The organism is Geobacillus subterraneus (assembly GCF_001618685.1).
GTDB classification, from domain to species: Bacteria; Bacillota; Bacilli; order Bacillales; family Anoxybacillaceae; genus Geobacillus; species Geobacillus subterraneus.
The window spans coordinates 2,887,383-2,906,446 of the sequence record NZ_CP014342.1; the positions used below are offsets into that span (position 1 = coordinate 2,887,383).

At 47.2% G+C, this 19,064-nt stretch carries 16 protein-coding genes, 2 pseudogenes and 2 CRISPR repeat arrays; of the genes and pseudogenes, 3 read left to right on the plus strand and 15 right to left on the minus strand.

The window, feature by feature from the left end:
- Nucleotides 1-150: 150 nt before the first annotated feature.
- The 5 genes and pseudogenes from GS3922_RS14030 to cas1b form a co-directional block, all read right to left on the minus strand.
- Nucleotides 151-1,203: a DmpA family aminopeptidase gene (locus GS3922_RS14030; RefSeq protein ID WP_063166849.1), complete on the minus strand. Its 1,053-nt coding sequence runs from the start codon at nucleotides 1,201-1,203 to the stop codon at nucleotides 151-153.
- A gap of 155 nt (nucleotides 1,204-1,358) precedes the next feature.
- Nucleotides 1,359-2,181: a CRISPR direct-repeat array (repeat unit 30 nt; unit sequence GTTTCAATCCCTCATAGGTACGATAAAAAC).
- A gap of 179 nt (nucleotides 2,182-2,360) precedes the next feature.
- Nucleotides 2,361-3,107, minus strand: a complete 747-nt coding sequence (gene cas6, locus GS3922_RS14035) for a CRISPR-associated endoribonuclease Cas6 (protein WP_021321901.1) — start codon at nucleotides 3,105-3,107, stop codon at nucleotides 2,361-2,363.
- Between the two features lie 90 nt (nucleotides 3,108-3,197).
- The gene (locus tag GS3922_RS14040) at nucleotides 3,198-4,445 is read right to left on the minus strand and encodes an RNA-guided endonuclease InsQ/TnpB family protein (protein ID WP_063166850.1); all 1,248 of its coding nucleotides are present in this window, start codon (nucleotides 4,443-4,445) and stop codon (nucleotides 3,198-3,200) included.
- Nucleotides 4,446-4,605: 160 nt separating this feature from the next.
- On the minus strand, nucleotides 4,606-4,869 hold the full coding sequence (cas2, locus tag GS3922_RS14045) for a CRISPR-associated endonuclease Cas2 (protein WP_063166851.1): 264 nt from the start codon (nucleotides 4,867-4,869) through the stop codon (nucleotides 4,606-4,608).
- Between the two features lie 11 nt (nucleotides 4,870-4,880).
- Nucleotides 4,881-5,774: pseudogene (gene cas1b / locus GS3922_RS14050) on the minus strand (type I-B CRISPR-associated endonuclease Cas1b); the annotation flags it as partial.
- Between the two features lie 104 nt (nucleotides 5,775-5,878).
- On the opposite strand from cas1b, the gene GS3922_RS14055 reads away from it, so the two are divergent.
- Nucleotides 5,879-7,012 carry an IS4-like element IS5377 family transposase gene (locus GS3922_RS14055; RefSeq protein WP_063165554.1) on the plus strand — a complete coding sequence of 378 codons (1,134 nt, stop codon included), beginning with the start codon at nucleotides 5,879-5,881 and terminating at the stop codon, nucleotides 7,010-7,012.
- Between the two features lie 11 nt (nucleotides 7,013-7,023).
- Here the strand turns inward: GS3922_RS14055 and GS3922_RS18210 are convergent.
- The 8 genes and pseudogenes from GS3922_RS18210 to GS3922_RS14090 all read right to left on the minus strand — a co-directional run.
- Nucleotides 7,024-7,140: pseudogene (locus GS3922_RS18210) on the minus strand (type I-B CRISPR-associated endonuclease Cas1b); the annotation flags it as partial.
- Between the two features lie 2 nt (nucleotides 7,141-7,142).
- The gene (gene cas4, locus GS3922_RS14060; RefSeq protein WP_063166853.1) at nucleotides 7,143-7,652 is read right to left on the minus strand and encodes a CRISPR-associated protein Cas4; all 510 of its coding nucleotides are present in this window, start codon (nucleotides 7,650-7,652) and stop codon (nucleotides 7,143-7,145) included.
- 9 nt (nucleotides 7,653-7,661) lie between these two features.
- Entirely contained in the window at nucleotides 7,662-9,995 is a 2,334-nt protein-coding gene (locus GS3922_RS14065; RefSeq protein ID WP_063166854.1) for a CRISPR-associated helicase/endonuclease Cas3, read from the minus strand.
- Nucleotide 9,996: 1 nt separating this feature from the next.
- On the minus strand, nucleotides 9,997-10,740 hold the full coding sequence (gene cas5b, locus GS3922_RS14070) for a type I-B CRISPR-associated protein Cas5b (RefSeq protein ID WP_063166855.1): 744 nt from the start codon (nucleotides 10,738-10,740) through the stop codon (nucleotides 9,997-9,999).
- Nucleotides 10,741-10,755: 15 nt separating this feature from the next.
- On the minus strand, nucleotides 10,756-11,712 hold the full coding sequence (cas7b, locus tag GS3922_RS14075; RefSeq protein WP_063166856.1) for a type I-B CRISPR-associated protein Cas7/Csh2: 957 nt from the start codon (nucleotides 11,710-11,712) through the stop codon (nucleotides 10,756-10,758).
- Nucleotide 11,713: 1 nt separating this feature from the next.
- Entirely contained in the window at nucleotides 11,714-13,429 is a 1,716-nt protein-coding gene (locus tag GS3922_RS14080; protein ID WP_063166857.1) for a TIGR02556 family CRISPR-associated protein, read from the minus strand.
- A gap of 413 nt (nucleotides 13,430-13,842) precedes the next feature.
- Entirely contained in the window at nucleotides 13,843-14,727 is an 885-nt protein-coding gene (locus GS3922_RS14085; protein ID WP_021321902.1) for an Rpn family recombination-promoting nuclease/putative transposase, read from the minus strand.
- Between the two features lie 166 nt (nucleotides 14,728-14,893).
- A complete protein-coding gene (locus GS3922_RS14090; RefSeq protein ID WP_042382650.1) occupies nucleotides 14,894-15,103 on the minus strand; it encodes a hypothetical protein in 210 nt (69 codons plus the stop codon).
- 131 nt (nucleotides 15,104-15,234) lie between these two features.
- Here GS3922_RS14090 and GS3922_RS18280 point away from each other — a divergent pair, with 131 nt between their 5' ends.
- Nucleotides 15,235-15,810: an IS630 family transposase gene (locus GS3922_RS18280; protein ID WP_063166858.1), complete on the plus strand. Its 576-nt coding sequence runs from the start codon at nucleotides 15,235-15,237 to the stop codon at nucleotides 15,808-15,810.
- Entirely contained in the window at nucleotides 15,764-16,303 is a 540-nt protein-coding gene (locus tag GS3922_RS18285) for an IS630 family transposase (protein WP_063166859.1), read from the plus strand. The genes GS3922_RS18280 and GS3922_RS18285 overlap by 47 nt, the downstream gene beginning before the upstream one ends.
- Before the next feature lie 108 nt (nucleotides 16,304-16,411).
- A CRISPR array of direct repeats spans nucleotides 16,412-17,302; the repeat unit is 30 nt; unit sequence GTTTCAATCCCTCATAGGTACGATAAAAAC.
- 185 nt (nucleotides 17,303-17,487) lie between these two features.
- Here GS3922_RS18285 and cmr6 read toward each other — a convergent pair.
- Both cmr6 and cmr5 read right to left on the minus strand, forming a co-directional pair.
- Nucleotides 17,488-18,633 carry a type III-B CRISPR module RAMP protein Cmr6 gene (gene cmr6 / locus GS3922_RS14105; RefSeq protein ID WP_063166860.1) on the minus strand — a complete coding sequence of 382 codons (1,146 nt, stop codon included), beginning with the start codon at nucleotides 18,631-18,633 and terminating at the stop codon, nucleotides 17,488-17,490.
- A 12-nt stretch (nucleotides 18,634-18,645) separates the two neighbouring features.
- Nucleotides 18,646-19,056, minus strand: a complete 411-nt coding sequence (gene cmr5 / locus GS3922_RS14110; protein WP_063166861.1) for a type III-B CRISPR module-associated protein Cmr5 — start codon at nucleotides 19,054-19,056, stop codon at nucleotides 18,646-18,648.
- Between the last annotated feature and the right edge of the window lie 8 nt (nucleotides 19,057-19,064).

The window sequence follows — 19,064 nt, forward strand, 5'->3', positions numbered from 1 at the left end:
CAGAGCCCGAAAGGCGGATTCCTTTCGGGCTGTTTTGTTGAGCCAACGCCACAAGCAGAGAGCCTTGTCCCCATGCAAACGATGCGATAATCTTGACTTTCATCCCTCTCCATGACCGCCGTCCAGCTGGCAAGACGGCTGTAGCCATTCTCACCACGCCCGTTTCATCCGTTCCAGCAGCGCATACGGAATCGCTTCCCCGATCCGCCCGTTGCGTCCGGTTGTCGTCTCCGCCATCGTGAGCGAATTCCAAATCGCTTCCTCGGTCGCCTCAATCGCCGCTTGGAACAGCTCATTCATAAGCGGCGCATCGTCGCGGATGAGCGGCGGGACCGATTGAAGGGCAGAATCGGAAAAATGCGGGATCGTGTAAGCGTTGGAAAACGCAATCACAATATCACCGCTCCCGTGATGGACGCAGCTTCCCGTCCGCCCGAGCCCCACCGTCGCCCGCCTCGCCAGCCGCTTCAACTGCCGGGCATCGAGCGGCGCATCGGTCGCGATGATCATCATAATCGACCCAGGCGGCACTTCCCGTTCATCGAACGCCGGCGGCACATACGGCACAAACCGCAGCTCCTCGCGCCGGCCGAAATTGCTCACCACCAGCGCCCCGACCGTATACATCCCGCCCGCGATCCGCGATGAACTGCCGACGCCCCCTTTCCAGCCGAAGCACATCATCCCCGTCCCCGCGCCGACCGCTCCTTCTTCCATATCTACCCGCGCTTCGGCAATCGCCTGTTTCGCATGCGCCTTCGTCACCGCCAGCGCCCGCGCCGCATTCAAATAGCTGTCATTGCATTCCCCGACGACAATGTTGGCCGACCCGGTCGTATCTCCGATCTCCGGCGTCATCGCAAGCATATACTCAAGCGTCCCTTGCCAGACAGCGCCGACACTGAACGTATTGGTCAGCATAATCGGCGACTCGATCGTCCCCAGCTCCTCGACTTGCACAAGTCCCGCGGTTTTCCCGAACCCGTTCAGGACAAAGCACGCCGCCGGCACCTTCTCTAAAAACCAATTCCCCCCATGCGGCAACACCGCCGTCACCCCAGTGCGGACCACCGTCCGTTCATCCCGCTCTTCACGAATCGTCACATGCCCGACCCGAACGCCGGACACATCCGTAATTTGATTCCGCTTCCCTGTCGGAAGCGTGCCGATCGAAAACCCGAGATCGCGAAGTTTTTGGCGCATCGATGTGAAGCCTCCTGTCGCGGTGGTTAGCTCTCTAACCTTAAAATAGAAAAACCAAAAATTTATAAAACCGTGATGCACAAAAAAGGGAGTTCCGTTCTTTTCATCACAAATGTTTACAAAGAAACCGGTTGGATGAGCAAACGTAGGTGTCGGTTTTCATTCGTTATAGGTACGATAAAAACAGCCAAAGCCAAAGAAGGCAGCTTGGGGTTTGAGTTATGTTTTAATCCGTCGTAGGTACGATAAAAACCAAAAACCGACTGCAACGACTCGAGTTTCTGATCATCAGTTTCAATCCCTCATAGGTACAATAAAAACCGATCATAGTTCCCTTGAGATTATCGCTGTGGTAGTTTCAATCCCTCATAGGTACGATAAAAACAATGCGCCGAACTATGATGTGCATGTCCGTATCATGTTTCAATCCCTCATAGGTACGATAAAAACTTTCCTAGCGAGTGGCGGGAGGCAGTAGAGTTCGAGTTTCAATCCCTCATAGGTACGATAAAAACCGACAGGCGTTTTCTTATGCTCTGAAAAGATGTTCGTTTCAATCCCTCATAGGTACGATAAAAACCCGGTTGAGCTGCGCCAGGACGATGATCGGGACGTTGTTTCAATCCCTCATAGGTACGATAAAAACTTGAGAAGGTGAAAGGGTATTTGAAGCGGCAGAAGGAGTTTCAATCCCTCATAGGTACGATAAAAACGCTTCTCATCCAATTGGTATCCCGAATTTAGGTGTGTTTCAATCCCTCATAGGTACGATAAAAACTTCATAGTACGATGAAAATGTAAAGCAAATAAAGTCGTTTCAATCCCTCATAGGTACGATAAAAACGCAAACATTCGTTCATGAACTGCTGCACGCCTGTTTGTTTCAATCCCTCATAGGTACGATAAAAACGTGTATGCTCCAAAAGTCGGTAATACAACGCAAGCATAGTTTCAATCCCTCATAGGTACGATAAAAACCCCAAAAAGTGTTGTCATATCAACCTTTTCCCTTCAACGTCATCATCAGAATAACACGTTTCGAAGATTCTGTCAATCAAGTTCAACCATGATGGCTGTAGGGATCAGGCGATCAAAACCAATGTCGTCGACCCCCTAGGGTTTTTGCACGATTGGAGGTCGACGACAATCAGAATGGCTCACTCGCTGATTAACCGAAACATGCCGAATCCTTGGGAATTGCGGCTGCCTAGGCCAACGTGGTATAGAAACGTCAGTTGTTCGGGAGAAGAGGAAAGACGATAATGGCCTAACCAGCCCGTAATATACATATCTTTGAATCGTGTTACCACTCGATGACGGTGGTGGACATGGACAGGCTGGATCACCAATCTCTCTGCTGGCTCGACGCCATAGTACGCTTCGTATTTATGGCGGAAATTCAGCTCCACGAGGTGGGGAAAGACGTCGTCGTCCGGCCCGAAAAAATGCGTTTTCTTTTTGCCATCGATCGTTTCATACGTGCTGTATACGGTCAGCGGGGAGAGCATGGCCACCTCGATGGTGTTTTGGGCAATTTCCACCTTGTCCATCTTCACGCTTTGGACCTCCACCGGCTGATCGTAAAGCCAAATCTCCCGCCGCAGCAACAACTGCTGCCCGAGCTGCTCGGTCAAATCCGGGAGAATCGTGTCGATATGCCATTGGAAATCGTCCAAAAATCGTATCGTTTTCTTTCCCCTATCCACTTCATGCCTTCCAACTAGACGGCTAAACGTAAACAGTTTAAACGATCGCTTCTCATGGCGGAAGCCGATCTCATGCAAAAACGTCGCGAATCGTTCACTTTCTAGCGAACGATACAACAGGCCTTGCAGCAAATGCTGATAATGAAGCGGCAGCGACACGGGGCCTTGCCGCCCGTTCATCGTAATGGTCAGTCTCATGTGAATACCCTGCCTTCTGTAGGTGAACTACCCCCACTTAATTTTCTAGCGAAAATTTGAAGTGGGGGCTTCCAAAGAAGTTTGACTGCTTCAAGCAATCCTTATTCTTTGAGGCGTGTCCACTTCGCCGCTAGAGCATAAGACACTCAGGTCTACAGCTTTACTTTTCTTTAAGATGTTTAATGCGCCATTGACATCAGCATTAATTAGTTTGCCAGACTTTGTTCGATACAAGCCGCGCTTAATACGTTTGCCGCTGAACTTATATTCTTTTGGATTGTCGGCATTATATTCAGGAATCTCATCGCCGTCAAAAAAGCTGGCTTGAGACGTATATGATTCTTCCTGTTTCAAGAATTCAATGCCGTAAAATTCACAAAGATATTCTAGTTTTTCTTTTATGTTACCGAGAGGAATATTGACAAAGTTTTGATTTGTCTTTTTTCCTAGATTAATATTGCGTTGTAATGTTTCCGCATAGCCAATGACAAGTTTGCCAATTTGATTTTCAATACAGTAGTTAATGATGTAACGGCAAGTCTTGTTGATATAATCATTCACTTTATTATTGCGATTCATAGCAAGCAAAGCCTGTTTACGAGTGGTGCCTTTGATTTTTTGCTTATCTTTCATGCTTTGAAGTCTGGCATTTTCTTTGTTAAACCATTGATTTATACTTTTTAATCTCCGCCCATCAATGATGAATGATCTGCCGTCTGATGTGACACAAGTGGCAAGATTGTTTAATCCTAAATCAATTGCCAGTGCTTTTTGGTCGTTTAATTCTCTTTGATCTTCAGGCATTTCATATTTGTACTGAATCTCAAAGAACCTGGCATGATGCTTAGGAATGATTTCAATCTGCTTAATCTTTTTGTCCAGCAACACAGGCGGAATCGTTATCGTGATAGGCTTGTGAGTCTTTTTAAATAGGCGAGAATACGGTATCGTGAATTTGTTGCCGTCTATACGAATCTGGCCAATGATCAGTGAATGAAAGCCATCTTTTTTAAGATATTTTGGAATACTGATAGCCTTGTGGTCATATTTTCCTTGTTTGGCAAGACTGATCAAACCAAAGAAAGATTTAAAGGCTTCATTGACCTTTTTTAAAATTTGCTGTGCCATGTTGCTGTTTAACAGCTTATAGTTTTCGTTAGTTTTTGCAAGATGATAGTTTTTCTCATAATTAAGAAATTCCTTGTGTTCAAAATAGTATTGTCTGACATTGTACAATCCGACGTTGTACATGTTCTTGGCAATATGGCACAGTTCTCGAAGAGTCAAGTATTCTTCTTTGGTCAAACCATTTAGCTGTTGTTTGATACAAAAATACATGTTTTCACCTCCCATCTAACTATATGATACTATATTTTACTGAATCTATCCTATTTTCAGCAAAATATAGTTAAGGCGATTCATCTCCCACTTACTCCGCTTCGCTTCGTTGAAGTGGGAGTCTTCTCGCCTAATTAAGATAAATGCCGTTCCTTCTTCATTATAAGATGAACTCATCCCCTCCCTTTTTCAACCCCATTTCTTCTCTTTTCGAGTACTTTTGGGTACGAAACGTGTAAAAAATGACCGAGTCCTCATCAGGATCCATCATTTGGCGCAGTTCCATCTTTAACTTTTCGTAATTCGCCGTTGTGATCTCCCCTTCAAACACCGAGTTTTGCACCCAATGAAGATATTTGCGAGCAATTTTCAACGCTTTGGCCACGCGCTTTTCGTTAAAATCGTACACGAGAATCACAAACATAGTGCTTCCACCTACCAACGAGCTGCATAAGGCTCGTACGTTTTTTCACCGAGAAGATGCTTTTGAACTTTATATAACTCAAGGCGAATGAGACGACGATACGATACAGACTTCCCCAGATGACGATGTTGAACCGTCGTCTGCATTTTCTTCTCCAATTCACTGACAAATAACTTTCTTCCTTCTTCATTTAACAAAATGCCGTCGGTTAATTTCTCAAAATGCTTATGCGACAACATATGTCGATTCACTAAGGTGAAAATCAAGCGATCGACAATGATCGGTTTAAAAATTTCCGCAATATCCAAATTCAATGAAAAGCGGCGAAAGTTCGTGCTATGCAAAAAGCCAATGCGCGGATCTAAATACGTCTTATAAATTTCACTCAAACACATCGTGTACACAATCGAGTTCCCAAAGCTAATCAGTGCGTTCAAACGATTATGCGGCGGCCGTTTGGTCCGCTTTTCAAACACAAAATCTGGATGACGGATGATGGTATCGAACGAAGCATAATACGCTTCACGAATATGACCTTCTGCCGCCATTAACTGCTCCACCGTTTCCGCCTGATTCAACCTCCCTTCTTCCCGTTCGATCGATTGCAGCGCTTTTTCCAATTCCTCCGGTTCAGAAAGGCGGGAACGGTAATACTTGAGCACCCGCTCCATTTGGCGGATGGAGCCTTGAACAAACAGGCGGGCAAGCTCTAATCGTTTGGCCGGATCAATGTAATGCTCCGCTTGCTTTACTATGACATGTCCGGAATTTAAATGTTCTCGCGGATAAAAGGAGCCGACGTAATAGCCATAATGATTAAAGTAATGAACGATGATCTCTTTTTGCGCCGCAAACTCCAAAAACCGTTTCGACACGTCCACTTCCCCGAAAATATAAATATCATTCCAGGCGTGTTGATTATCCAATAAAATCCAAAGGGTATAGAAAAAAGAGCACCTTTCCTGTAGAATGTGAGTAACGACACAAACAAACCCAGGAGGTGCTCTCTATGAACAAGCATACCACACTCCCGAATTTGATGCAAAAACTTGTTTCGGATGAAGAGATTCAACTGATTGCCGAAGCGGTTGGGTATCGTGATTCGTCTCGAACCTTTACGTTGCGCGAGTTGATTCACTTCTTCCTGCTGGCCGCCATGCATCAATGGAAAAGCTTTCGCCACGGAGCCGATGTGGGGCCTCTGTATGGATTGCCGCGATTCCATTATTCAACTGTATCCAAGAAAGCGAAAGAAGTTCCCTATGACATCATGAAACGCTTGTTGGCGTTGATCATTTCCAAGTGCAACCGCCAAACCCGCCGTTCGCTTCGGTTTCCCAAACCGCTTCGGGTGGTGGATTCGACGACCGTCACGGTCGGGAAAAACCGCCTCCCATGGGCGCCGTATCACGGCGAACGCGCCGGAGTGAAGCTGCACGTCGCGTATTCGCCGGAATCCTCGCTGCCGGCAGACGTGGTGGAAACGACCGGACTGCGTCACGATGGCCCAGTGGGAGAACAGTTGACGAACGCTCAACAAGTGCTGGTGGAAGACCGGGCGTATTTCAAAATCGAACGCCTCGATCGATTTGTGGAGCAGCATCAGCTCTTTGTCATTCGAATGAAGGACAACATCGAACTTCATCAGAAAAAAAGCTTGAAACGCCTTTCCAGCACATCTTCATCGGTTCAAGCCGACTTCACGTGCCAGTTGGGGACGAAACAATGCCGATCGACCAAGCGTCACCGGGTAGTGATCTTTCGAGATGCAAATGGCCGCGACATTCGGGTCGTGACGAACCTCTTCCATGCGTCTGCGGAAACCATTGCCGACATGTACCAACAACGTTGGACCGTTGAAGTCTTTTTCCGTTGGGTGAAGCAATATCTGAATGTCCCGACCTTGTTTGGCACGACGGAAAATGCGGTATACAACCAACTGTTTGCGGCGTTCATCGCGTATGTGTTGCTGCGATGGCTGTATGATCAAACCAAAAAACAGACGAACGTCTCTCTTTCCTTCATTTCGTTCGTTCGCCGTTTTTTCTCTGGGCAGCTTCCTCTCGATTGGAAATCCGGGATGGCCGCTGCTTTGTTTGAGTATGCCCAAATTTATGGAAGGCGTATGTATAATTTTGGATAATCAACACTCGTGATATCATTCGTATTTTCTACCGGTATATAACGTTTACGTCCTTCTGTTTCGAAATACAGGCTATTGTCTTTGCGACGAAGTTCACCATTTTGGAAAATATAAAGCGTCTTTTTCATTTCTATTCCTCCGCCCAACAATATTCACGGTAGGCGCATTTGCCGCAAAATGATATCTTTTTCGGCGGCGGTGGGACAGGCATTCGCACGATGCGACGGATGTCGGCAATGGCACGTTCTAACTCATGCCGCCCTTCCTCGGTCCATTCGACACATTCTTTTTTCCGCTCCTTTGGAAACAACAGTTCCCCTTCCGCGTAGATCCCCGCCTGTCTCAACGTATCTAAATAGTATAACAGCTGCATTCGAGCGCTTTTTAAATAGCTCAATGACTTCTTCACTTCTCCTATAATCAACTGGCCGTCTTCTTGACGGATGCGATCAATGACAATGGAACCTATCGATATTTCTTTCTTGTCTCTCTGGTAAGTTGTTTCAGAAAGAAATCTCCCAATTTCTATCGCTTCATCTTCTTGGTCTGGAGCAATCTGATGCTTCATCAGCCAAACTTCGCGCGGACAAATGTAATAGTACCAAATGTCCGTTCCCGTCACAGGCATTTCATATTCCATCGATCTCACCTACCAAATGAGCCCTTCACTTTTCGTCCGGTACCCGAGCGCCTCATCGTAAAAGTCTGACAGCGAATCGTGTCCCACATACCCGATCCCATGGACAATCGGCGGTTGGTGATCTACCCGCGCTGGAATCGCAATGACATATTGAAAAAAGCGGGTTTTAATATCAGAAAATCTCTTCCTCCGCTCCCACCGATCGCTGATTCGCAAAATGGTCTCATATTCACGAAACACTTCGCTCGCTTCCTCATCCAGCTCAATAAAGACATTGAGTTTTTCCCCTTCTCCTTCAATCAGGTGAAAATGCGACACAGGAAGGCGGTCAACGGTTTCTTCCCCATCAAAGTACAGCGTCATCATCCCTTTTAACAGCCGTTCGGACTCGTTATTGCTCATTCGTGCAGCCAGCGTTTCGAAATAGGCTGTAATCAACTGTAAAAATTCGCTTTCCTCTATTTTCGCTTTTCCTTTTAACAAAGCCTGTGTAATGTCTAAGCGGATCGCATCATAAATATAGCTCGCGTATAATCGCTTTTTGTTGTCTGTTAAGCGAACAATGTGCACCTTCCCTCCTCGCTGTCCGTGGCGGTTGCACCTTCCAGCTGCCTGCTGGATGGAATCCAAGGGGGCAAAGTCTCGGTAGACCACATCAAAATCAATATCAACCCCCGCCTCGATCAACTGCGTGCTAACGACAATCCGATACTCCCCGTTTTTCGCTGCCATGATCCGCCGCAGGCGTTCTTTTGGCGGAATATGAGTAGACAGAAACGTCATGTCCCCCTCATCTATGCCTTCGTCTAGAAAGGCACGGTATAAAGCTTTAGCACTCTCAATCGTATTCAAAATGAATAAGTACGTTTTTTCCCCATCCCACTCGATTTGCCGAGCAAACTCCTCGATCTCTAGCGGTTCGTCGATGTCTGGATGCAAGGTCACCCGGGAAAGCAGTTGAAAATAGGCCGATTCATTGACAAGGGAAACCGCTTCTGGAAACCATTTTGGATCCGTTGCCGAGCTGAAGATAAAATAACAGCCGAGTTCTTCCGCCATCGCAGCAAACAAGCGGCGAACAGCCAACCAATAACGATGAGGAACGGCCTGCACCTCATCGATGAGAATAATGGAATTGGCCAACCGATGAAATTTGCGCAGTGAAGCATTGCGGTGAGAAAAAATCGTTTCGAACAGCTGCACAAAGGTAGTCACAATCAATTCCGAATGCCAACCTTCCACCAACAGTTTCGCTGCCTCATAATCAGCGTCGTAACGCTCCTCATCTTGCCTTGTCACATAACGCATATCAGCCAGATGATGATGCGCAAGCCAAAGCTGGTGATCCTCCTGCATTCCGCTCGCAGCAAAAACGTCTTTTAGAACACTTGCCGTCTGGTCAATGATGCTGAGAAAAGGAAGACTGTAAATGATTCGGGGCGTCACCTGTTGACGGCGTTCGATTTCGTGGCGAAGACGCAAGGCAAAGTGGAGACCGGCTAACGTTTTTCCCATTCCGGTTGGCAAGTTCAACGAATACACATGATGACGCAAATCGATCGGCGCCTGATCCACTTCTTGAAACGCCCGCTCTCTCCATTCATTCAACTTCGTTTTCGGCCACGATTGTTGCTGCTTATAGCGCAGAATCAAATCAGCCGGAATGTCCTTGCGCCCGGAAAACGACCATGACTGCTTTTGCAAAATTCCAACTTCTGACTTATCTGCATCAATGAGCAGAGAGAAGAGAAACAACAGTTGCAAATATGGCACAAGCGAATCATTGCTTCGATTCCATTTCATGATCCAGCGGCGCAACGAGCGAGCTTCGGCAAAAAATCGTTCAATCCACGCTAACCACACTTCTTTCGTCCAAATCGCTTCTTGTCCAACACCCAAACAGGCCATCTGTTTGGATAGTGCGGAAAAGTCTGTTGCTTCAGCTTGACGTTTCAACAACGTCTTGGCCTCGTCCCCCATCCGCTTCAGTTCTTCCAGCCAATCGTCTAAATTCCCATGATGCCGCTTCACGACAAGAAACGCCAACAATCGCCAAAACTCATCCATCCCCTTTTCTTGTAAAAAAACCGCTACGAGGACAGCCGACAAAAGCGCATGGCTTTTTAATGCAGGCGGACCTTGAAAGGAATCCGGTGATTGGATGTATTGCTGGAAGAAGGCATGACTTTTGCCGATATCATGAAAAAGCGCAATCCACCGATTCACTTCCCCCAACTGTCCGGACTCAGCGAGACGGACGGACTTTTCAGACAAAAAGAGGGAGGAAAGCTGTTCCACCCCTCGCAAATGATCCGACAAAAAATAATGGGGATGAGAATACATCCTACTCTCCCTTTCCATTCGAATAGAAAAAGACAATCCGTTCTCCTTGCGCATTCTCCCAATAATAAGGGACCGAAGCGAGGAGCGGACGCGCCCCCGCCTCGAAAATCACTTCTTCATACCGAGAAACTACCCGTGCCGGATCCATCTCCCAAGCCACTCGTTCCTTGCGATACTCTTTTCCCGGCTCTACTTTCAGCGCTTGTATGTCTCTTCCTGGGATGACCGAACAAATAGGCACAGGCTCTTTGTCCATCGCTTCAACCCGATGAAAATCGTCTACAGCGACAAACCGTACATCTGCTAAACATTCACTCAATCCTAGACACGGCGTATAGACGCTTTTGTGCTGCCGAACGAAATCAACAAGCTGCGAAAATCGCTCATGATCGTTCATATATACGTAGCAACGGAAACGAGGAAAACGCAAAAACTCCACGCGAATTTGCGTTCGTGCTCCTTCCCGCCGTTGCTTCGGGACCCATATATTTCCTTTTGTGTTGACATAGTTGATGCCGACTCTCGTTTTTCGTACAGGTTCCATCAGGCGTACAGCCACATTCGTCGTCTCATGGTTAAACACCCGCAAATAGTCATTATCCTCTTTTCCCACTCCAACGATGGCGCCAAGCAAACCAAAAAGAGCCGTTGGGGGAATAAACGAGTGCGTCAGCGGCGAGGAAGTCGAATACATTTGGCGAAAATGGCCAAAATCGGCTCGAACATCAAATACAAGCACATTCATCGCACTCATTCCCTGTTACCGAATATCGACAGTGATTCCTTCTTTGCGCAAGCGCTCAGCCAGATTCTCACTGCACGCAAGCCTTCCGTCCTGACGCAGCTCGATGTTGGCGATGTGTTCTTTCTGTTGAACCAATACTTCAGCCAATCGCGACACATCGAGCACATAATCGCTGACATCCCGAATTTCCTCTTCCGCTTTTTCGGTGTGAAGAGAAATATACTTATCCAACTCTCCGATATGGAAGTACGGCTCTTGATAGACGACGCGAAGAAGCAACCGCGGAACATGTCCAACTTTCGAACGCGAAATTAAGTTTTTCGTACCTTCCCACATCGCTTCCATCAGCAACTCCACATCTTCTTCCGTTAATCCCGTGAAGCGCGCCGCCGCCTCATTGATCATCCCGTAAAAAGCAATGAGGGAATAAGGCAACACATATTCCTCACGGAACGTCTTTTGTGTCATTTGCCCACCTGAGGCAAACGCTCCGGTTCCTTTGATATACTCCATCTTCACCCGATGCAGCGATTGCCCCATTTTAAATTGGACCGGCCCTGTATGGGTAATTGAGCTTTTTTCCTTTTGATTTTTTTCGATCGGCAATGTCACGCCAAACAACCGCACATCAATGCATTGACGCAGCACTTCATCGTTGATGATTTTTTTCATTTCGCGTAAGGTCAGTTTCGATTTATCTAGTTTCTCGCCGTCTTTCACTAAAAAGTCTTCCGCCCGGGCCTTCGCATCTTGAATATACTCATCGTCTTGCGCAATTTCGCGGACAAAAATTTCTTGTTGACGATAGTCATATAAATAATCCCGAATCGTCCGTTTCAGCCGAACATCGGTGACAATATTCTTCCCCGTTTCCTCATCGATGCGCGGCTTGTTCCCGTCAACCGGATCGCCATTCGGGTTTGCCCATTGCACATCATACAAAAAGAGCAGCTCGGAACGGTGCTTGACCATATTATTTCTCCTCCTTGTTCGCTACGATTTCTTTGACCTTCCACGATAAGTTCATCCCGCAGGCGAAATAAAAATTCAATTCATCGACAGATAATTTCCATCTTGGGGAAGAGGATAGGAATAAATGGGAAATTTCTTCCGCCAACTGTCGATGGCTCGCATAGTAAGACTCGTATTCTTCGAGTTTTCCGATGACCTTCGGAAGCAGCCCTTTGATCGCCTTCTGGTCCATCTTCAACCCCATTAATTGCTTCACAAATGGCTTGCTTCCCCGTTTTTGTTGCTGGATGTCAAGCAACATTTGCGTCAATGCCCCCAACAGGAAAACAGCTTGTTTTTCCGGAGACTCCAGCTGTCCCCCGTACGCATCAAACAACTGCGCAAATTTCCCTTGCACCGCCTTCTCTCCTTTCCTGACCAGCACGCCCGCCTGCTCTAAAAAAAGCACAACCGCAAGCGCTTGACGTGTTTTGTTGACAAACGACCAATCGCCAGCCTCATAATCATAAAAATCAGCCCGAAGCTGCTCCATAAAAAAGGGAGCGAAAAACGAGATCGAAAGGGGCTTCTTTTGGAATACATACTCCACCACTTGCAAAAAGTACTTATCATAGACACCCGGCCGAAAAAAGGTGCGAAGAAAGCCAAAGTGAAAAGGATGGTCCCCTTCTCTATACAGAAGAGACTCCGTCGCTTTCTTCGCTTGAAACAATTCACTAATTCGCGACGGCAACACATCTTCAATCAATAACAAAATCCGCTCGGCACTTTGAATCTTCTGCAAGAACAACAGCTGAAGCGACAGGGAATTATCATAGTCTTGCATGAGCCCAAGCAAGTCTTCCTCCGTCGTCATAAAGGAATCTGCCTGCTCTTGATGAACGCGAATGTCTTTCTTTCCGTCTGTCAAATATTGAAGCAATTCATCCAATACATCCTTGCCAGCCGGAATGAGCAATGTCGGAATGACGAAATAAGAAAAACCGTAAAAGCGATAGTGCAAATGGGACTCCACAAACTTTCTTCCTTCTTCAATATGAGCTTTGCAAGATAAACAGACGGGGTAATTTCGCCACGCTTTGGCCTCGTCAAACCCTCCTGTAATAAATCCGGGCTTGTCCAACGTATAAAACCGAAACACGGATAATTTTCCGATGACCGTATCTTTGCGCTCCCCACAAATAGCGCATACTTGATCCCGAGCCGACAACTCCATATCTTTCTCGTGAACTAGATGCAAGAAAGCATCGCGAAACGGCTCACAGTCATATAAATAGGAGCCGTTAATTTTTAGAGAAATAAGGGAACGATCGGTTGAGAGAGAGAGTTTTTCCCTCAACTCCTGCAAGATCGCTTCCTTTTTTTGCACAAGCAATTGCTCAATCGCCCGAAGAACGGGATGATCCATTTTGCGGGTAACCGTTCGAAACCAGCCAATGACTTTTTGTTCATATGTATTTTCAATCGTTGTAATTTTCGCCGTCGGCGAATAGTTGGCTCCGCGAGACGAACCGGAACGAAACAAATATTTTTTGTAATCGCTTCCACATCCCTCAATCTCGCAACCTTCCCAGACAACATTCCCTTCTTCGTCCGCACGCACTGCAACAAGCACACAAGCAGGATAGCCGGGGTTCTCCACCAACTGATCCACCACTGACCCCTCTCCTTGCTTTTCAAGCACTATCTTCCCAATTTGGGCGATCGCTTCGATCAATCTATCACCCCTCCGCATCATGAGAACTAATTCCATTATACCATATTTCAGGAAATATGGTATAAAAATTTATAATATTTAGTGATTATAAATCATCGTTCAAACCACAGACGAAAAAATTGGCACATAGCCCACATAATCGTTATGCATCAAAACTCCGTAACGCTTGCCCAACTCCAAGAGGGGCCCACATAACTCCTGAAAAAATCTGTTTCACGCAAAACATCGATTAAGGAAAAAAAGGCCATGGACAACCTTTTTCCCTCCCCTATAAAAATCACGTGGTACGATTCTCACGGAACAAGCGGCTGAAGTCAAACTTCATGAAAAAAAGGCGGTGGATAACCGCCTTCTTCTTTCCCTCTTACTCATTCAACAGGAAACACCAGGATGAGATCGACCCCCTTTCCCTCTTACTCGCTCAGCAAGCTTCGAACCTCTTCTTCAGAAAGATCAACCAACCGGGCAATCTCGGCGGCCGTCATCCCTTTTTGCGCCATCGTCTCAATGAGCCGCTTCATTCCTTGCTTCATCCCTTGCTCAAGGCCGCGTTTTACCCCTTCTTCCAGCCCCTCTTTCTTCCCTTTTTGCTCGTAGGAGATGATCAGCTCCAACACTTTCTCTCGTTCTTTCGTTTCCATCGCCTTCACCTCGCTTTGCAGCTGTTGTTCCTCTTCCTCCGTCAGCTTCACGTACGTCTCAAAAAACCCAAGCAGCAGCCGCTGCCTTGCCTCATCGAGCTCCAACCGCACCAGCATGCGCAAAAACTCTTTTTTCAGCTCCACCTTCTCTCTTTCAGTATACCCCATTTGACTGAGCAGCGCAGCCGCGACCGGGTTGTCGTGCCGGATGTACTCCCGCCACTGCTTCTTCCGCAACGCCACCGGAAAAAAGCGAAACTGCAGCACTTCCCCAAACGGAAATTCCATCGAAAACACAGACGGTTCCTCGCGGAGAGAATCATAGTGGAAGACGGCGATCGGGACGATGCGGGTCCGGTAGGTTTCATACAAGCGGCTGAAATAGAGGAACATGCGCTCGGCAAACGTCGGCTGGACATACCCTTGCGTTTCCACGTGCACGATGATCAGCCCGTCTTCGCCTTTCAGCTTCGTCTCGACCAGCAGATCAACGCGGTACTTTTCGCCAGCCGTCACATCAGTAAACAGCTCTTCGGATAAAAAGGACAGATGGTGGAAATCGATATGCTCGTGCATGTCGGGGAAAAAGAGGAGCAGAAACTCTTCGAAAAACGTGCGGATCAGCTCTTTGAACAGCCGATCATGGTCAATCGCCATTCAATCACCTCACCTTGATGGTCTCTCTTTTTCTATTCGCCGTCCCCAAGGCGGCATCCTGCTCACAGTGAGAAATTCGTCATAGGTACGATAAAAACGGCAGAAGGAACTCCAATTGTCACGACCGGGATGACGTTTCAATCCCTTTATAGGTACGATAAAAACTTCACATTTTAAGACCGTACATATCCACAAAAAACTGGTACACTTTAGGTTCGCCTAGTTGTAGGATTTCGACCACCGCTTTTTTGACTTCTTCTTTCACCTGTGATGTCCAGACAGACGTTTGAAAGTACCATCGACTGATGATTTCATCCAATTTGTCCATGTTGTCCATGTTTTGAATGTAGCCGATCAAGTCATAGATCGTGATCATGGTTTCTTCACCCCCAGTTCATTCATTGCAACTATATACATGCTCATTGAAAAGTTAACCTTCGTATAAGTGGTTCCCACTCCGGTTATACTGCTCCTAAGGAAAAGTATGGAAAAGGAGCGGAATTCTGCATGAAACGTCTCAAAATCACCAACGATCATGGATGGACACCTCGGACACTTCGCAAACAGGAACGGAAAATCAAAAACACCCTTCTTCGCCAACGGGTGATGGCGGTTCGCCTGGTCATGGAAGGCTATTTGGGCAAAGAGGTGGCCTCCATGGTCAACGTGTGCCGACAAACTGTTTCCCATTATGTGTCGCTGTTCAACGAAGGCGGCCTTGAACTCCTGCTTCATCGGGATTTCGCCCCCGGGCGGGAGCCGTTTCTCACGGAAGAACAGCAAGAAAAGATCAAACAGCTTGTATTGACCACCACTCCCGCGGAACTGGGCTGGGACGTCGCTTCGGCGTGGAACACCAAACTCCTGCAATCCTATGTCGCAAAGCAATTCGGTGTTTCCATTTCCCGCGAAGCGTTGCGAAAACTCCTGCACCGCAAAGGGCTGTCGTGGACACGACCGACGTACACACTGGCGAAAGGAAATCCGGATGAGCAAAAGCAATTTGAAAAACAAATGGATCTGATAAAAAAAAAACTTGATCACCAAGGAGACAGAAGATGCTGTTCTTCTGTACATCGATGAAACCCATATCCGCTCTTACCATGTCTTGCGGTCCACATGGTCGGAAGTCGGCCGCCAAAAACAAGTGCCGACGTTCGGCCATCATGCCCACGTATCGCTGTTTGGCGCGGTCAACATCCACGATGGCGAAACGGTGCTTCATCAAACGACCGCTGCCAATGCCGCGACGTTCTTGGATTTCTTGAGAATGCTCAAACAGCGCTATTTAGACCGTCTCATGGTTTTGGTGTTGGATAACGCCCGCATTCACCATGCCAAAATGGTCAAGGAGTTTTTGCGGGAAGAAGGACAGTGTTTTCACTTTATTTACCTTCCTCCGTATTCTCCGCAACTGAACCCGATCGAACGCTTGTGGAAATGGCTGAAAGACACCGTGATCGCCAATGTGTTTCACAAAAATCGAAACGATATCGTCCAGGCCATTGCTCGGTTTGTCCACTACATCCACGAACGTCCGGAGGAAGTGCTGCAACGCTTAGGGTGTGCAGGATGAGAAGTTAACTCTTTATGTTGCATGTATATAGTAGACACAAGCAGATTTCCCGGTTCGCTGTGCCGAATCTAATCCCGGATTCCAGGCCTTCTTTGATCATCTGCCGAAGTTTCAATCCCTCATAGGTACGATAAAAACTGCGCACTCAACTAGGAGTGCCGCAAGCTGGGCTGCGTTTCAATCCCTCATAGGTACGATAAAAACGAGGTGTTGCGGTGAGCGTTGTTTTGCGGACGAGGCGTTTCAATCCCTCATAGGTACGATAAAAACGTGGAGCTTGGGGAGCTGGCGAACGAAGCAAGGTTCTTGTTTCAATCCCTCATAGGTACGATAAAAACGCCAAACCCTATCACCTGCTTTAGTGAAAGAGGCAATGTTTCAATCCCTCATAGGTACGATAAAAACAAGACGGATCCGCCGCCACTGTTGATATAGATGTTGTTTCAATCCCTCATAGGTACGATAAAAACCACTCCGCCCGACCGTCTCGGACGGAGGATAAAGGGTTTCAATCCCTCATAGGTACGATAAAAACATTGCGCGACGATGAAGCGTTTGTATTCGGTGAAGGTTTCAATCCCTCATAGGTACGATAAAAACCGAATACACTGCCGCCATAGCTGTCAATCCATACGGGTTTCAATCCCTCATAGGTACGATAAAAACAATTGCGCGACGATGAAGCGTTTGTATTCGGTGAAGGTTTCAATCCCTCATAGGTACGATAAAAACGTAGTATCTTTGTATTTGAGCGTCAAACATGTAGGTGTTTCAATCCCTCATAGGTACGATAAAAACGAACGGATATGTTTATATAACTGAACATGATGAGGTGTTTCAATCCCTCATAGGTACGATAAAAACCAATGTCAACGTCTACATATTCGGTATCAAATGTACGGTTTCAATCCCTCATAGGTACGATAAAAACCGACAAACTCATTGAATTGCTCAATGCAGAAACGTGGCGTTTCAATCCCTCATAGGTACGATAAAAACCCCAAAAAGTGTTGTCATATCAACCTTTTCCCTTCAACGTCATCATCAGAATAACACGTTTCGAAGATTCTGTCAATCAAGTCTATCCTTGATGGCTGTAGGGATCAGGCGATCAAAACCAATGTCGTCGACCCCCTGGGGTTTTTGCGTGATTGGAGGTCGACGACAAACGAAAGGCGGTTTGGTTATGAGCCGTTAAGCAGCTGTTGAATGACGTTGATTTTTTCTTTTTGCTTTTTGCTGGCGCTTTTTTCCCATTGGCCGATCCGTTGCCAATACGCAAGCAGCGCTTGAGCGGCCTGTTTGTTTTGTTGTTGGATGACTTGACTATATAGGATGTCTTTGCTGCGCTGCTGATCGGCTTGGCTGTCGGTGAGCTGCTCGATTTCAGCGACAAGCCGTTCTTCTGGGGAAAGCAGGGCAAGTTTTGCTTGCTCTTCTTCCTCGCGCTTCCGCTGTTCCAGCAATGCCTGCTCTTTTTTCCGCTGTTCAAGCCGCATCGTTTCTTTTCGGACAACGGGAAGAAATTCCGTTTCCGTCACATCCTCCACATCGATGAATCGGCCATAGCCCGATGATGTTTTCGATCCAATTCCCCATTCTGTCAGCGCCGCCTTCGTCCATGCCGCGGCTTCCTCCAGCAGACGCTTCGCCTCTTCATCGCTTTGTGCCGAGCGGTTTGCTGTCAAGTAGATCTCCACCTCAGCGGCCGTGACCGTCCAAAACGAAACAGGGACGGGCTTTTGGTCATCGGTCGCTGCCTTTTTCCCTTCGTAATACTCTTTCATATGCACAGCAAGGGCATCGCGGACGAGTTGCAGCCCATCGATGAGAAAAATATCGTGAAATTGAACCATGCCTTTCTTTTCTTGCGTTCCAAACACGTCCCTTCCGATCTTCTGTTCGGAAAGGCTTTTTTCTTCCCCTTGACCGTATGCTTCGATCCACCAGTGGCGGACAAGTCCTTTTACGCTCGAGGCGGGAATGTACGGCAGTCCGTATACGGGATGGATCGTCAATGAGGTCTCGCGGACATGGCCAGCACCAAGGCCATGGATGATTCGACCGGCAAGGCGTGCTTTGAGCTTTTTGACATGCCCGGTTTGCGCCCATGCAGCCATGGCGTGTTCACGCTGCGCCCGCAACTGTTCTCCCACTGCTTTGAGTTCTGGAAGGATCGGAACAGGCTTTAGTCGTTTGGATAACTCCCACACTCTTTTTTTATCGTTCCACTCATGTTCTAAAAAGTAATAGAGATGGTACGCCAAATGGGCCATGGACTTGCTGGCGGCCTGCATGACGTCCCGCGTGTCTTTTGGATGAAAAAGCATGCTCATTCCTCCTTACTCCGCCGTCCCGCCATCGTCCTTCGCCATCCCGTCGGCAAACTTGCGCATCCAATCAAGCAACGCGACCGCCTCCATCGTCCATAGCCGATATTCTGCACTCGATAAATGGACGATGACTTCCACCAACTCTTCATTCCCGCTTGGGAACTGGTCAGGAAACTGCTCTTTCATCCATTTTGCGAGCGTATGATAAATCACTTTATACTCGTTTTGTTTCTTTTTTTGGAAATAAAACGCCAATGTTTGCCCAAGGCCGTTCACTTGAATGAGAGACGGCATTTTTTTCACGTACGAACGATACGTTTCAAAATTCTCCCTTAACTGTTCTTTCGCCCGTTTGACCTCTTGGAACGCGAAAGCGGCGCGTCCATTCTCAATCCCAACCCGTTGCACCGTTTTTTTCATCTTTGTCT